Source organism: Pseudomonas sp. FP2338 (genome assembly GCF_030687515.1).
Taxonomy (GTDB): Bacteria; Pseudomonadota; Gammaproteobacteria; order Pseudomonadales; family Pseudomonadaceae; genus Aquipseudomonas; species Aquipseudomonas salomonii.
This window is the reverse complement of record NZ_CP117436.1, coordinates 3,795,176-3,809,622: the sequence shown is the minus strand read 5'-3', so window position 1 is coordinate 3,809,622 and position 14,447 is coordinate 3,795,176. Positions and strand designations below refer to the sequence as shown.

General features: G+C 61.6%; 16 protein-coding genes. 6 read left to right on the top strand and 10 right to left on the bottom strand.

From position 1 onward, the window contains the following. Positions 1–98: 98 nt before the first annotated feature. A complete protein-coding gene (locus PSH96_RS17160; protein WP_305454033.1) occupies positions 99–1,274 on the top strand; it encodes a CaiB/BaiF CoA-transferase family protein in 1,176 nt (391 codons plus the stop codon). Positions 1,275–1,374: 100 nt separating this feature from the next. On the opposite strand, the gene PSH96_RS17155 is transcribed toward PSH96_RS17160, so the two are convergent. Continuing rightward, a complete protein-coding gene (locus tag PSH96_RS17155; RefSeq protein WP_056861886.1) occupies positions 1,375–1,869 on the bottom strand; it encodes a SprT family zinc-dependent metalloprotease in 495 nt (164 codons plus the stop codon). A gap of 127 nt (positions 1,870–1,996) precedes the next feature. Further along, positions 1,997–2,599 (bottom strand): Yip1 family protein, encoded by a 603-nt coding sequence (locus PSH96_RS17150; protein ID WP_305454032.1) that lies wholly within the window; start codon positions 2,597–2,599, stop codon positions 1,997–1,999. 373 nt (positions 2,600–2,972) lie between these two features. Between PSH96_RS17150 and ttcA the strand changes: the two genes are divergently transcribed. Both ttcA and PSH96_RS17140 read left to right on the top strand, forming a co-directional pair. After that, entirely contained in the window at positions 2,973–3,797 is an 825-nt protein-coding gene (ttcA, locus tag PSH96_RS17145; RefSeq protein ID WP_305454031.1) for a tRNA 2-thiocytidine(32) synthetase TtcA, read from the top strand. A gap of 67 nt (positions 3,798–3,864) precedes the next feature. After that, positions 3,865–4,536 (top strand): DNA-3-methyladenine glycosylase I, encoded by a 672-nt coding sequence (locus tag PSH96_RS17140; protein WP_305454029.1) that lies wholly within the window; start codon positions 3,865–3,867, stop codon positions 4,534–4,536. Between the two features lie 124 nt (positions 4,537–4,660). Here PSH96_RS17140 and PSH96_RS17135 read toward each other — a convergent pair whose 3' ends face one another. Genes PSH96_RS17135 through arsC form a run of 3 tightly spaced genes read right to left on the bottom strand, consistent with a single transcriptional unit; the run spans position 4,661 to position 6,016 of the window. Further along, a complete protein-coding gene (locus PSH96_RS17135; protein WP_169988276.1) occupies positions 4,661–5,068 on the bottom strand; it encodes a DUF2069 domain-containing protein in 408 nt (135 codons plus the stop codon). Continuing rightward, positions 5,052–5,666 (bottom strand): NAD(P)H:quinone oxidoreductase, encoded by a 615-nt coding sequence (gene wrbA, locus PSH96_RS17130; protein WP_305454028.1) that lies wholly within the window; start codon positions 5,664–5,666, stop codon positions 5,052–5,054. Before wrbA ends, PSH96_RS17135 begins: the two co-directional genes overlap by 17 nt. Further along, a complete protein-coding gene (gene arsC, locus PSH96_RS17125; RefSeq protein ID WP_305454027.1) occupies positions 5,663–6,016 on the bottom strand; it encodes an arsenate reductase (glutaredoxin) in 354 nt (117 codons plus the stop codon). The genes wrbA and arsC overlap by 4 nt, the downstream gene beginning before the upstream one ends. 116 nt (positions 6,017–6,132) lie before the next feature. Between arsC and PSH96_RS17120 the strand changes: the two genes are divergently transcribed. Beyond that, positions 6,133–6,594, top strand: a complete 462-nt coding sequence (locus PSH96_RS17120) for a TlpA disulfide reductase family protein (protein WP_058419872.1) — start codon at positions 6,133–6,135, stop codon at positions 6,592–6,594. Between the two features lie 141 nt (positions 6,595–6,735). Here the strand turns inward: PSH96_RS17120 and PSH96_RS17115 are convergent, their stop codons facing one another. From PSH96_RS17115 to PSH96_RS17100, 4 genes are all read right to left on the bottom strand, one after another. Next, positions 6,736–7,137: an META domain-containing protein gene (locus PSH96_RS17115; RefSeq protein ID WP_056861720.1), complete on the bottom strand. Its 402-nt coding sequence runs from the start codon at positions 7,135–7,137 to the stop codon at positions 6,736–6,738. Further along, positions 7,134–7,574, bottom strand: a complete 441-nt coding sequence (locus PSH96_RS17110; protein ID WP_305454025.1) for a hypothetical protein — start codon at positions 7,572–7,574, stop codon at positions 7,134–7,136. Before PSH96_RS17110 ends, PSH96_RS17115 begins: the two co-directional genes overlap by 4 nt. Positions 7,575–7,645: 71 nt before the next feature. Continuing rightward, positions 7,646–8,635 (bottom strand): 2-hydroxyacid dehydrogenase, encoded by a 990-nt coding sequence (locus PSH96_RS17105; protein ID WP_305454024.1) that lies wholly within the window; start codon positions 8,633–8,635, stop codon positions 7,646–7,648. A 176-nt stretch (positions 8,636–8,811) separates the two neighbouring features. Continuing rightward, complete coding sequence (locus PSH96_RS17100; protein ID WP_138814974.1) at positions 8,812–11,565, bottom strand: response regulator; 2,754 nt, start codon at positions 11,563–11,565, stop codon at positions 8,812–8,814. A 231-nt stretch (positions 11,566–11,796) separates the two neighbouring features. Between PSH96_RS17100 and PSH96_RS17095 the strand changes: the two genes are divergently transcribed. Together PSH96_RS17095 and PSH96_RS17090 are read left to right on the top strand one after the other, a co-directional pair. Further along, the gene (locus PSH96_RS17095) at positions 11,797–12,522 is read left to right on the top strand and encodes a response regulator transcription factor (RefSeq protein WP_305454023.1); all 726 of its coding nucleotides are present in this window, start codon (positions 11,797–11,799) and stop codon (positions 12,520–12,522) included. Next, the gene (locus PSH96_RS17090) at positions 12,509–13,867 is read left to right on the top strand and encodes a sensor histidine kinase (protein WP_305460094.1); all 1,359 of its coding nucleotides are present in this window, start codon (positions 12,509–12,511) and stop codon (positions 13,865–13,867) included. Before PSH96_RS17095 ends, PSH96_RS17090 begins: the two co-directional genes overlap by 14 nt. 3 nt (positions 13,868–13,870) lie before the next feature. Here the strand turns inward: PSH96_RS17090 and PSH96_RS17085 are convergent, their stop codons facing one another. Next, positions 13,871–14,386, bottom strand: coding sequence for a DUF2062 domain-containing protein (locus tag PSH96_RS17085; RefSeq protein WP_056861726.1), 516 nt, complete (start codon positions 14,384–14,386; stop codon positions 13,871–13,873). Positions 14,387–14,447 lie beyond the last annotated feature (61 nt).

The window sequence follows — 14,447 nt, the reverse complement described above, 5'->3', positions numbered from 1 at the left end:
CGTGATCAAAACGGTCACTGTCGCTGATCGTTCTGACGATTGCCGCCAGGCGCAAGGCTGCCTAGGCTGTGGGCATTCGCAACCCAAATGGAGTCTTCATGTCAGGTCCCTTGGCGTCCCTCAAAGTGCTGGATTTTTCCACCTTGCTGCCTGGCCCGTTCGCGTCCCTGATGCTGGCGGACATGGGCGCCGAGGTGCTGCGTATCGAGTCGCCCACGCGCATGGACCTGTTGCGCGTGCTGCCGCCCCATGATCAGGGGACCTCGGCGAGCCATGCCTACCTCAACCGCAACAAGCGCAGCCTGGCACTGGACCTCAAGCAGGCCGAGGCGCTGCAGATCGTGCGTGAGTTGGTCAAGGACTACGACATTGTCCTCGAGCAATTCCGGCCCGGGGTGATGGGGCGCCTGGGCCTGGGTTATGAGGCGCTGAAGGCGCTCAACCCCAGGCTGATTTATGTGTCGATCACCGGTTACGGTCAGACGGGGCCTTATAAAGACCGCGCCGGGCACGATATCAACTACCTCGCGTTGGCCGGCGTGGCCAGTTATACCGGTCGCCAGGACAGCGGGCCGGTGCCGCTGGGCGTGCAATTGGCGGATGTCGGCGGTGGGTCGCTGCACGCTGTGGTGGGGTTGCTCGCCGCCGTGATTGCCCGCCAGCACAGTGGCGTCGGCCAATACCTGGATGTGAGCATGACCGACTGCTCGTTCAGCCTGAATGCCATGGCCGGAGCGGGCTACCTGGCCTGTGGTGTGGAGCCTGATTGGGAGAACCATGTGCTCAACGGCGGCAGTTTCTACGATTACTACCGCACGCGTGATGGGCGTTGGATGTCGGTGGGCAGCCTGGAACCGGCGTTTATGCGGCAATTGTGCGAAACGCTGGGAAGGCCGGAGCTGGCCATGCAAAGCCTGAAACCCGAGCAGCAAAACGCCCTGAAGCTGGCGTTGCAGGTCGAATTTGAGAAGCGCAGCTTTGATGAGCTGTGTGAGTTGTTCGCCGGGGTGGATGCGTGTGTCGAGCCGGTGCTGAGCCTGAGTGAAGCGCTGGAGCATCCACAGCTGAAGGCGCGGGAGCTGGTCAGCCAGGTGCCACGGGGTGATGGCTCGACGCAGGCGCAACTGGCCTGCCCGTTGAAGTTTTCCGAGGGGTTGCCAGCGCCTCGGCATATTGGCGTGGCGGTGGGGGCGCACAGTGATGAAGTGCTGGCCGAGTTGGGGTTTAGTGCTCAGCGGATAGCCGAGTTGCGGCGGGCCAAGGTTGTTGGGTGACTGATCTGACGCCATCGCAGCGATGCGGCGACCCTACAAGCCCGCTCCCACATTTGGAATGCATTCCCCTGTGGGAGCGGGCTTGCCCGCGATGAGGCCCTCACTCCACCCGAGTTTCCCCTGTGTACACCAGGGTATGCCGACACCGCCTGCACAAATACCGCCGCCCCTGATTTACCAGCCCATGCCTCTGGGCCGAAAACGGGAAATCGCTGTCGGCACACGGGCAGCGGTAGATATACCGGGTCACCTGGCGGCGCTTGATCTCATAGGTGTGGCAACGATCCGGCGGCAGTTCGTACACCCCGCGCATGATCAGCTGCCATTCCTCGCCATGGGGCTGGATGCGCTCGCCAAACAATTGATGGGCGATCAGGTGCGCGACCTCATGGGCCACGGTCTGCTTGAGGAAGTGTTGGCTGTTTTCGCGGTACAACTGTGGGTTGAAACGCAGCAGGTTCTCGTGCAAATGCGCGACACCGGCCTTCTGGCCCCGCAGCTTGAGGCTGACCTGGGGGCGTTTGAAGCTTCGTTTAAAAAAGGATTCGGCTTGTAGGAAACAATCTTCGACGCGGGTATTGAGTTGCTCGGGCATGCTGACCATATCTCCAGAGACGTCCAGTATGCCGCAAAAGCAGGTGTTTCCGAATCTGTCAGGCGCCGAATGGTCATGCATAACGCACAAAGCCACCTTGCGGTGGCTTTGCCTGCGGTTGATCCGCTTAGTTGGTGTAGATCGGGCCTACGCCCAGCCCCCAGACAATCACGGTAAATGCCATGATGGCCACCAGTACCACCAGGCCCACGGCCAGTACCGAGCTGGAAAACAGGAAGCCCTCGTCCGGGTCGATGTTCATAAACGTCGGCAGCCCCACATACAGCAAGTACACCGTGTAACAGATAGCCGCCGTGCCCACGACCATGCCCAGCCACATATGCGGATAGAGCGCCGCCAGCCCGCCGATAAACAGCGGGGTCGCGGTGTAGGTTGCGAACGCTATGCAGCGCGCCATACTCGGGCTGGCATCGTAGGTGCGGGCCATCCAATGGATGAAGGCGCCCATCACCGCCACGCCGCCGAGCATCGCCGCGTAGGACATGAGGGTCATCCACAGCGCACTTTCCTGGGTCAACATGACCGGGGCGCGATTGCCGATGACCCAGCCGACCTGGGTGGTGCCGATAAAGGCCGATACGGCAGGGATCGCCGCGAGAATCAAAGTGTGAGTGAGGTACATGTGGCCGATACTTTCTTCCTTATCGCCACGAATTTCCCGCCATTCCTGGTCGGGATGGGTAAACAGCCCCACGACGTGATGGATCATGCCAGTCACTCCTGTCGTTATTACCTTCGCCCCCCATCGGAGCGCCCACGGGCCAAATGGCCACATAAGGTCCTGGATAGTTGTGCGACCTTACGTCGCAGTATAGGAAGTGATGACCGGAAAAACTGTAGGGCTTTAGAGCAAATTGCGCTGTAAACATTGGCGCTAATCGCGGTGAGGTCTGTCAGGGATAACGGGTTCTACTGTGGGAGCTGGCTTGCCGGCGATAGCGGTGTGTCAGCAGCTAATACATCACTGATCCACCGCTATCGCAGGCAAGCCAGCTCCCACATTGGATCGGCGTCGCCGATTGAAGTATTTTTGCGTAAAATGCTGCGCTTTTCGTCACACACCTCTAGCGGATCCAAGCGCCATGGGCACTCTTACGGTCAACCAGAACAAACTGCAAAAACGCCTGCGTCGCCTGGCCGGGGAAGCGGTCGCCGATTTCAACATGATCGAGGACGGCGACAAGGTCATGGTCTGCCTCTCCGGCGGCAAAGACAGCTACACCATGCTCGACGTGCTGCTGCACCTGCAAAAGGTCGCGCCGATCCGGTTCGAGATCGTCGCCGTCAACATGGACCAGAAACAACCGGGCTTCCCCGAACACGTGCTGCCGGCCTATCTCAAAGAGCTGGGCGTGGAGTACCACATCGTTGAGAAAGACACCTACTCGGTGGTCAAGGAGCTGATTCCTGAGGGCAAGACCACCTGCTCGCTGTGCTCACGCCTGCGTCGTGGCACGCTTTACACCTTTGCCGATGAGATTGGCGCGACCAAGATGGCCCTGGGGCATCACCGCGATGACATCGTTGAGACCTTCTTCCTCAATATGTTCTTCAACGGCTCGCTCAAGGCCATGCCGCCCAAGCTGCGCGCCGATGACGGGCGCAACGTGGTGATCCGTCCGCTGGCGTATTGCAACGAGAAGGACATCCAGGCTTACTCCGACTTCAAGCAATTCCCGATCATCCCCTGCAACCTGTGCGGCTCCCAGGAAAACCTGCAGCGCCAGGTGGTCAAGGAGATGTTGGTGGACTGGGAGCGCAAGACCCCGGGCCGCACCGAAAGCATCTTCCGCAGCTTGCAGAATGTGCAGCCATCGCAGCTGGCCGACCGCAACCTGTTCGATTTCACCCGCCTGAAAATCGACGAAACCGCCGCGTCGCGGTTCGTCAATGTGGTGAACCTCTAAGACGTTTCAACGCTCTGAAAGACGGCGCTTACGGGCGCCGTTTTCCATTCAACTGCCAGGAGAGGGCATGCGCGATTACAAGTGGCTGCACGAATATTGTCTGAACCGCTTTGGTTCAGCGGCCGAGCTGGAAGCCCACCTGCCTGTACCCAAGACCCCGGCGCAATTGCGCAAGATCAGTGATGACCGCTACCTGTCGACCCTGGCGTTGCGCGTATTTCGCGCGGGCTTGAAGCACAGCGTGGTGGATGCCAAATGGCCGGCGTTCGAGCAGGTGTTCTTCGGCTTCGACCCGGAAAAAGTCGTGCTGATGGGCGCCGAGCACCTGGAACGCTTGATGCAGGACGCGCGCATCATCCGCCATCTGGGCAAGCTCAAAAGCGTGCCGCGTAATGCGCAGATGATCCTGGACATCGAGCAGGAAAAAGGCAGCTTCGGCGCGTTTATCGCCGACTGGCCGGTGACCGATATCGTCAGCTTGTGGAAGTACCTGAGCAAGCACGGGCACCAGTTGGGCGGGCTGTCGGCGCCGAGGTTTTTGCGCATGGTCGGCAAGGACACCTTCGTGCCAAGCGATGACGTGGTCGCGGCCTTGAATGCACAGAAGATCGTCGACAAGGCGCCGACCAGCCTGCGGGACTTGGCGACGGTGCAGGGCGCGTTTAACCAATGGCATGCCGAGAGTGGGCGGCCGATGTGCCAGCTGTCGATGATGCTGGCCTACACGGTGAATCATTGAGACCGAGGTGAGGCTATCGCAGGCAAGCCAGCTCCCACATTCGACCGCATTCCAAAGGATGTACTCGGATAAATGTGGGAGCGGGCTTGCTCGCGAAGACTGACTGTCCGGCGCCAAATTCCTATCAGACTTGCGCCAACCGCCGATTCAACTGATGCCGCCACCGCACATACAACAGCGCGGTACAAAACACCGCCAGACTCGCCAGCATCTCCAGCACCCCGAACCACTGCCGGTTCGGGTCATACGCCGCCAGTGCGCCCTTGATGAAATACAGGTTTACCACAAAGCACATCCACGAATGCCCACGCGCGCTGCCCAGCAGCATCCCTGGCGCCAGTACCAGCAGCGGCACCAGTTCGATCAGCAGGATCACCCACGGGCGCGCCCCGTGCAGGTCGGCGATGAACAGGTAATACACGCACAGCAAGCCCACCAGCCCTAGAAAAGCCAACAAGCTCAGCACGCGTGCCACCTTGACCCGTGGCTCCAGCCACGCCTGGGGCGGCAGGACCTTAGGCTTTCTGGCCACGGCCGTTCTCCAGCAGCATGGCGGTAGTGGCCAGGCGCAGGCCTAGGGCGCGGCACAGGGTGATTTCGTGCTGATCGAGCATGCGTTTGCCGTCCGGCCCCGAATGGTGGCTGGGGCCATACGGCGTGCCGCCGCCCTGGGTGTCGAGCAAGGCTTGTTCGCTGTAGGGCAGGCCGGTGATCAGCATGCCGTGGTGCAGCAGCGGCAGCAGCATCGACATCAGCGTGGTTTCCTGACCGCCGTGCAGGCTGGCGGTGGAGGTGAACACGCCAGCCGGTTTGCCCACGAGTGCGCCGGTGAGCCACAGGTTGCTGGTGCCATCGAGGAAGTACTTGAGCGGCGCGGCCATGTTGCCAAAGCGCGTCGGGCTGCCCAGGGCCAGGCCCGAGCAATTCTTCAGATCATCCAGGCTTGCATACAACGCGCCTTCGTCCGGAATGCTTGGCGCCACGGCTTCACACTCGGTGGAAATCGCCGGTACGGTGCGCAGGCGGGCTTCGAGGCCGCCTTGCTCGATGCCCCGAGCAATCTGCCGAGCCATTTCGCTGACCGAGCCATTGCGGCTGTAATACAGCACCAGCACATAGGGCGCGGTCACGGCAGCAACTCCAGCACGTTTTCCGGTGGGCGGCCGATGATGGCTTTGTCGGCGGTTGCCAGGATCGGGCGTTCCATCAGCTTCGGGTGCTCGGCAATCGCGGCAATCAACTGCGCTTCGCTGAGGCTGGCGTCGGCCAGGTTAAGGGTTTTGTAATCGTCTTCGCCGGTGCGCAGCAATTGGCGCGCGCTGATGTTCAGTTTGGCGAGCAAGGCCTTGAGTTGCGCGGCGTCCAGCGGGGTTTCGAGGTAGCGCACCACGGTCGGGTTCAGGCCGCGGGCTTCCAGCAGCTCGAGCGCACCGCGCGATTTCGAGCAGCGCGGGTTGTGATAAAGCGTCAGATCGGTCATGTGCGGGTCGCATCTTGCGTAAGGTGGCAGGTATTCTACCTGCGCGGCGACCCGTCCTTAAACCGTAAGAGGCGATAGGTCGCAGCCAACGTTCATTTTTTGCGAAGGATTACCCCATGACTAGGCGACTGATCGGTGCATTGGCGATCATCACAACCCTGCTGCTCAGCGGCTGCGGTAACGATTACGGCGTTGACCAATATGGCAAGAAAGTGGCGGCCGAACGCCTGGACAAACAATGGGTGGTGGTCAACTACTGGGCCGAATGGTGTGGCCCGTGCCGCACGGAAATTCCGGAACTGAATGCCTTGGCCGAACAGTTGAAAGGCCAGAACGTGGGCGTGTTCGGGGTCAATTTCGACAACGTACAGGGTGAAGAACTCAAGGCCGCCAGCGAGAAGCTGGGGATCAAGTTCACGGTGCTGGCGCAGAACCCGGAAGAGATTTTCGATATTCCGCGCAGCGAGGCGCTGCCGGTGACCTACATCATTGATGACAAGGGCAAGGTGCGTGAACAGCTGATGGGTGAGCAGACGGCAGAAGGCGTGTTGGCCAAGCTCAAAGCCTTGCGTGGTTAGAGAATTGCCCCCAATCCAATGTGGGAGGGGGCTTGCTCCCGAAAGCAGTGTGTCAGTCAGCATATATATTGGCTGACCCACCGCCTTCGGGAGCAAGCCCCCTCCCACATTTAGAGCTCACCCATCTTTAGGCTGTTGGTATCAGCCTTCTTCCAGCCACAGGCGAATCGGCTTGCCTTCAGCCGGCCAGAACCGGGTTTGCTCGATCGGTGAGATATCCCAGCGCTGCACACCCTGCAGGGCCTGGAAGAAGCGCTGTTCCTGTTCCATCAAGGCTTCGGCGCAGAGTTTGCGGGTGCTGCCGATCTTGCCGAAACTGAGCGTCCGGCCTTCGACGGTGTACGGCGCAAACCAGTGGTTGCAGCCGCCATTGCCGTAGGCGCGGCCATCGGCGCCGAGGGTGACGGTCAGGTGCGCGTAATCCATCAATGGCCGCTCACCAATCCACTCCACCACGTAGCTGTGGTCTTGCTGCAGCTTGACCGCGTCAGCGGCGCAGCCCGTCAGGGCCACACCGAGAGCGGCGAGCAGCAGGCCTTTCATTGCGCAGCCTGCTGGCATTTCGGGCAACGGTGCTTGTCGCCTTCGCTGGCCCAGCCCAGTTCCTTGATGCGCGCATTGGCGGCCGGTTGCAGCGGCTCTTTGGCCAGCTTGGTTTCCACGGCGAATTCAAACTCCAGCACGCTGTCGCAGCTGTCGCAGTTGACCTTCCAGGTGTGAATTTCCAGCTCGCCGAATTTCGGCCCCAGGGCCATCGCGACCCACTGGCCCGCCGGGCGGATGGAATAGCGCGCGTCACCTTCGACGGTCAGGCGCATCGACAGGGTTTTACTGCCGCGCAGGGTGACGATCAAGACGTCGCCATGCTTGATCGAACCACCGTTGCCGGTGACCTGGTACCGGCCCGGCACCAGGGCGCGGCATTCGATCAGGGTGTGTTGCGGGCTCAGCAAGCTGAAGCGGAAATCGTGTTCGGCCATGGATCCTCCAAATAGGCGCGGCATCCTATCACGGGTGCCGGCCTATCATGGGCCTGGTATGTGACCGCTGATCAACCTTGCACCAGGTTCTGCGGCTGGCCATCGGCCCACGCGGCAATGTTGGCCAGCGTGGTGGCTGCGATTGCCGCCAGCGCTTCACGGGTCAGGAACGCCTGGTGGGCGGTGATGATCACGTTAGGGAAGGTCAGCAGGCGTGCGAGTACGTCGTCTTGCAGCGGCAGGTCGGAGCGATCCTCGAAAAACAACTGGGCCTCTTCCTCATACACATCCAGGCCCAGGTAGCCGAGTTGGCCGTTCTTGAGGGCTTCGATCAGCGCAGGCGTGTCCACCAGGCCACCGCGTCCGGTGTTGATCAGCATGGCGCCAGGTTGCATCTGGGCCAGGGAACGGGCGTTGATCAGGTGTTTGCTGTCGGCGGTCAGCGGGCAGTGCAGGCTGATGATCTGTGCCTGGGCCAATAGCTCTGGCAGGTCTACATAGCGGGCACCCAGGGCCTGGACCTGCGGATTGGGGAACGGGTCGCAGGCGAGCAACTGGCAGCCGAACCCGGCCATGATCTTGGCAAAGGTGGCGCCGATCTGCCCGGTGCCGACCACGCCGACGGTTTTGCCGACCAGATCGAAACCGGTGAGCCCGTGCAGGCTGAAGTCGCCATCACGGGTGCGGTTATAGGCGCGGTGCAGGCGACGGTTGAGGGCCAGGATCAAGGCGACGGCATGCTCTGCCACCGCGTGGGGCGAGTAGGCGGGTACGCGCACGACACTCAGGCCCAGGCGCTGGGCGGCAGCCAGGTCGACATGGTTGTAACCGGCCGAGCGCAAGGCAATCAGGCGTGTGCCACCGGCGGCCAGGTGTTCCAGCACTGGCGCGCTGAGGTCATCGTTGATAAAGGCGCAGACCACTTCGTGGTGTTCGGCCAGGGCCACGGTGTCGAGGTTCAGGCGGGCCGGTTGGAATTGCAGCTCTACACCTGCCGGCAGCGGCTCGCCGAGAAAGCTGTCGCGGTCGTAGGGCTGGCTGCTGAAAAGAATGACGCGCATTAAAAATGCTCCCTGCAATCACTGAATTTTACGTTTGCCGATGTGGGCGCCGGGCTTTTTGTGGGAGCTGGCTTGCCTGCGATAGCATCAACGCGGTGAACAGGCAGACCGAGTTGCCTGCATCGCAGGCAAGCCAGCTCCCACACAAGCCAGCTCAACACAAGCCTGGAGAGGATTCAGGCGCTGACCCGCGCTTCACTGGCCAGCCGCGCAATCGCCATGTCCAGTTCATCCAGCGCAGCGATGGCCTTGGCGTCGTCTTGCTTGAGCAAGGTTTCTGCGCGTTGGCAGGCGGCGCGCAATTGCGGCACGCCGCAGTAGCGGGTGGCGCCATGCAGGCGGTGCACGCGTTCGATCAGCGCATTGTTGTCTTTGGCTTCACGGGCGGCGGTGATCGCCAGGCGATCGGCTTCCAGCGAAGCCAGCAGCATCGCAAGCATGTCGGCGGCCAGGTCGGCTTTATTGGCCGCCAGGCGCAGGCCTTCCTCATGATCGAGTACCAGCAGTTGCACGCCGGGTGCCAAACCGTCAGTCGCGCGCTCCGGCCCTTGATTGCGCAGGGCCAGGCCGGTCCACTTCAACACCACTTGGGCCAGCTGCCGCTCGCTGATGGGTTTGGTCAGGTAGTCGTCCATACCGCTTTGCAGCAGCGCGCGTTTTTCGTTGGCCATGGCGTGGGCGGTGAGCGCGACCACCGGCAGCGGCGTGCCGTGGCGCTCGCTTTCCCACTGGCGGATCGCCTCGGTGCTTTGGCGCCCGTCCATGCCGGGCATTTGTACGTCCATCAGTACAAGGTCGAAGGTTTCCTGCTTCACCGCGTCAATCGCCGCATACCCGCTTTCGACCGCATGCACCTTGGCGCCCATGTCTTCGAGCAAGGTCTGCACCAGCAACAGGTTGGCCGGGTTGTCGTCCACGCAGAGTACGCGCGGCGCCCGGCTGGACAGCGGTTCGCCGGGTTCGCTGCGCAATGGGCGCGGGCTGATCAAGTCGGCCAATGCGCGGCGCAGTTTGCGCGTGCACGCAGGTTTGGCCTGCAACTGGCTGTTGGGGTTGGGCACCGATTGGTTGAACAGCATCTGTTCGGTGGTCGGGCACAGCACCAGCACCTTGCAGCCCAGGTGTTCCAGGTCCCATAGATGCTGGTTGAGGCGTTCGGGCGGTATGTCATTGGCGGTGACGCCGAGCACCGCCAGGTCAATGGCCTGTTCGGTCTGGTGTGCGCTGGTGATGCCGTTGGTGAGGCTTTCCAGGGTATTGAACGGTGTCACTTCCAGGCCGCAATCTTCCAGTTGGTGTTGCAAGGCCTGGCGCGCCAGCTCGTGGTTTTCCAGCACGGCCACACGACGCCCGAGCAGCGGCGGGGAGGGCAGGTCTTCGGCGTCGTCGCGGGTTTTGGGCAGGCTCAGGCTGATCCAGAACTCCGAGCCTTCGCCCGGTGTGCTGTCGACGCCGATCTCGCCGCCCATCTGCTCGATCAGTCGTTTGGAAATCACCAGGCCCAGGCCGGTGCCGCCGGGTTGGCGCGACAGCGAGTTGTCGGCCTGGCTGAAGGCCTGGAACAGCGCACGCACGTCCTGGTTCGACAGGCCTATGCCGGTGTCTTGCACACTGATGCGCAGTTGCACGCTGTCTTCCTGTTCGTCCTCGACCATCGCGCGGGCAACGATAGTGCCTTCGCGGGTGAACTTGATCGCATTGCTGATCAGGTTGGTGAGGATCTGCTTGAGCCGCAACGGGTCGCCCACCAGCGCCAGCGGCGTGTCGCGGTACACCAGGCTCACCAGCTCGAGCTGTTTGGCATGGGCGGCGGGGGCGAGGATGGTCAGGGTGTCTTGCAGCAAGTCGCGCAGGTTGAAGGGCACACTGTCGAGGACCAGCTTGCCGGCTTCGATTTTCGAGAAGTCGAGGATCTCGTTGATGATGCCCAGCAGGTTGTCGGCGGATTTTTCGATGGTGCCCAGGTAATCCAGCTGGCGCGGCGACAGCTCGCTTTTTTGCAGCAGGTGAGTGAAACCCAGGATGCCGTTGAGCGGCGTGCGGATTTCATGGCTCATGTTGGCCAGGAACTCCGACTTGATCCGGCTGGCTTCCAGGGCCTCCTTGCGCGCCAGGTCCAGCTCGATGTTCTGGATCTCGATGGTTTCCAGGTTCTGGCGCACGTCTTCGGTGGCCTGATCGATGCTGTGTTGCAGTTCTTCCTGGGCATTTTGCAGGGTTTCGGCCATGCGGTTGATGCCCGAGGCCAATTGGTCCAGTTCCTGGCTGCCCAAGGGTGGCAGGCGGGTTTCGAGGTTGCCGTCCTTGAGTTGGGCCACGGCTTGCTTGATCTGGCCGATGGGCGAGTTGATCGTACGGCTGATGCGCAACGCCAGGGCGGCCGTGCAGATCAGGCCGATGGCGATCAGCAGCAGGCTGGCAAACAGGCTGCGATAACCGCGCAGCAACATGCCATTGTGCGACAGCTCCACTTCGACCCAACCCAGCAGGCGGTCGGACTCGTCAGGGATCAATTCGCCAGCGAGGTTGCGATGGCGGCCAAACACCGGCAGCAGGTAGCGCGTAGCGTCATTGCCGCTGCGCTGCAGCAGGTGCGAACTGTTGCCGACCGGCGCGAGGTTAAGCATGGTCGGGCCGGCGTGGGCCAGGGACGAGCGGTCCGGTGCGAGGAACGACACCGCGCGCACATCCGGTTGCTCCAGCGACTGAGTGGCGATGCGTTCGAGCAAGTCGGTGTTCTTGCTGCTCAACGCCGGGGCCACCAGCGGCGCCAATTGCTCGGCGATCATTTCGCCGCGTTGCAGCAATTGGGTCTGCAACTCCGACAGCTGCATCCAGGTGAAATAGCCCCCCAACAACAGGGCCATCAGGCTGGTCGGTAATAAGGTCAGCAACAGTACGCGGCCTTTTATCCCCATTCTTCTAAGCACGCCACTCTCCTGCTACCACACTGTTTTCGATGATCTGCGCGGGCATCCGGCCCACGCCACCTGCGCAGTGTAGCCATTTGCGCGGTGTGGAACCTCGCAAATTAATGATCGATGTCAATCTCCGACGTCAATCTCCGAGGGCAATCTTCGAGCCGTCGGCAGCCGGGTGGCGATTGCCTGTCACCGTTTAATCTTGAATAATCAGTCATTGAGAATGACTTGCAGACGCTAATGAATCCCGCAGTTGGCCTACCCAGTATCCTGACCATTGAAGACGACCCGGTATTGGGCGCCTATGTGCATGAGCACCTGGGCCGCTGTGGCTTTCAGGTCACCTGGTGCCAGAACGGCCAACAGGGCCTGCAGATGGCACGTGACCAGGCGTTCGACGTGGTGTTGATGGACATCCTGCTGCCGGGCATGGACGGTTTGTCGATTCTTACCCATTTGCGCCAGCACCATGCGACGCCGGTCATCCTCATGTCTGCGCTGGGCGCCGAAGCCGATCGCATCAGCGGTTTTCGCCTGGGCGCGGATGACTACCTGCCCAAGCCGTTCAGCATGATCGAACTGCGCGTGCGCATCGAAGCCATCCTGCGCCGCGTGGCCCTCGACCGGCGGCCGTTGCCGCTGCGTTTACCCGCACGCGACGAGGCACGCAGCCTGCGTTTTGACGATGAACTGTACGACGTGTTCTTTCAAGAACACTCGGCCGGGCTGACGCGCAGCGAGTATCGCCTGCTCGAGACCTTGCACCGTAGCGCCGATGAAGTGCTCAGCAAAGCCTTCCTTTACCAGCATGTGTTGCAACGTGGTTATGCACCCCACGACCGCAGCCTGGACATGCATATCAGCCAGATCCGCCGCAAGCTCAAGGCCATCGGCTACAGCGAGCGCGAAGTGCGCACGGTGTGGGGCAAGGGGTATGTGCTGAGCGGTCATGATGAAGGGCTTTGAGCGGCTGCCCGGCCGGCACTCGTTATTCTGGAAACTCGCCTGCCTGCTGATCGCCTTCTGTTTGCTGATGATCTGGCTCAGTTGGTCCTGGGGCCGCTACATGGAAGAGCAGAGCGCCTATGTGGCCGAGGAATCCCGCGAGATTTTGCGCGGCTATGCCGCAGGCGCGGAATTGGCATGGAGCACCCAGGGCAGTGCTGGCGTGGACGCCTGGCTGCAGCTGATGGCCAAGCGCGAATCCACCTGGATCGGTGTAATCGGCAACAACCTGCAGTCGCTGAGCAGCCTGCCGCTGAGCGACAAGGAAAGCCAGCGCCTGACTTTTCTGCGCGGTCTGGAGTGGCCGGTCAGCCGGCATGTCAAAGGCCTGCCCTGGGTGAAAATCCCATTTGCGGTCAACCCTGGCGCCGGCTCGCTGGTGATCGAATTGCCCCAGCGCTTTATGCCAGGGCGCTATCAGGTGTTGTGGCGCGTGGTGACCAACGGTGTGATCCCCGGCCTGTTTACCTTACTGCTGTGCGTGGGGCTTTATCGGCTACTGATCATGCCGCTGAACCAGTTGCGCGAGCAGGCCAACGCCTGGCGCGCCGATCAATTGAATACGCGCATGTCCCGCGAGGCCACCAGCCGCCAGGATGAATTGGGGGAGCTGGGCCGCGCCTTCGACCACATGTCCGAGCGCTTGCAGGGTACGGTGGAGTTGCAGCAACAGTTATTGCGGGACATGTCCCATGAATTGCGCACGCCGTTGAGCCGCTTGCGCGTGGCCTGTGACAGTGAGCAGGATCTAGCGCAGTTGCGCGAGCGCTTGGGCCGCGAGATCGACGCCATGCAGCGCCTGGTGGAAGACAGCCTGCAACTGGCCTGGCTGGACAGCGAGCGAACGCCGCTACCCGAGGAAGCCATCCAGCTTCAGGCCTTGTGGGACATGCTGCGGGAAAACGCCTGTTATGAAAGTGATTGGCCAGCAGCGCGTTTGCCGTGCCTGTTGCCCGCCGACTGCTGGGTGCGCGGCAACCTGAATGCGCTGGCCCAGGCCCTGGAAAATATCCTGCGCAATGCCATCCGGCATTCGCCCGCCCAGGGGCTGGTGACACTGGACGGCTGTCGCGAGGGCGATGAGTGGCATATCTGGCTGCAAGACCAGGGCGGCGGTATTGATGAGCAGGACTTGGAACGTATCTTTGCGCCGTTCACCCGCCTCGAAGGCTCTCGGCCGGGTGATGGCGGTTTTGGTCTGGGCTTGAGCATCGCCCGTAATGCCGTACAGCGCCAGGGCGGGACGTTGTGGGCGCAAAACACCGCGCAAGGTTTGTGCGTGCACTTGCGGCTGCCGGCGCGCTAACCGTCAGCCACGTCGTTGTTTGCGCTTCTTCCACTGATGCGCGACCCACCAGCGCCAGTAGCCCATCGTCAGGCAATAGGCCAGCGCGGCCAATACCAACCCGCACACCACGGAACCCAGCAGGAACGGCTGCCACAGCGTGCCCAGCTGGCTGCTGATCCACTCCCAGGTCAGGTTGTCGGGCAGGCTGCGCGGCGGCGTGTTCATCAGCCAGGCGCCGGTCAGGTAGGTGCAGAAGAACACCACCGGCATGGTGATTGGGTTGGTCAGCCATACCAGGCTCACGGCAATCGGCATATTCCCGCGCACGGCGATCGCCAGGACCGCCGCCAATAACATCTGCAATGGAATCGGAATAAACGCGGCGAACAGGCCCACTGCCATGGCGCGTGCGACGGAATGGCGGTTCAGGTGCCAGAGGTTGGGGTCATGCAGCAACGTGCCGAGAAATCGTAAGGACTTATGTTCCCGGATACTCGTGGGGTCGGGCATGTACCGTTTGAATAAGCGCCGGGGCATAAGGGGTCCAGGTCAGTTCGAGGGGCAAGTATGCCCGCATTCTATAAACAGAAAATTCAGA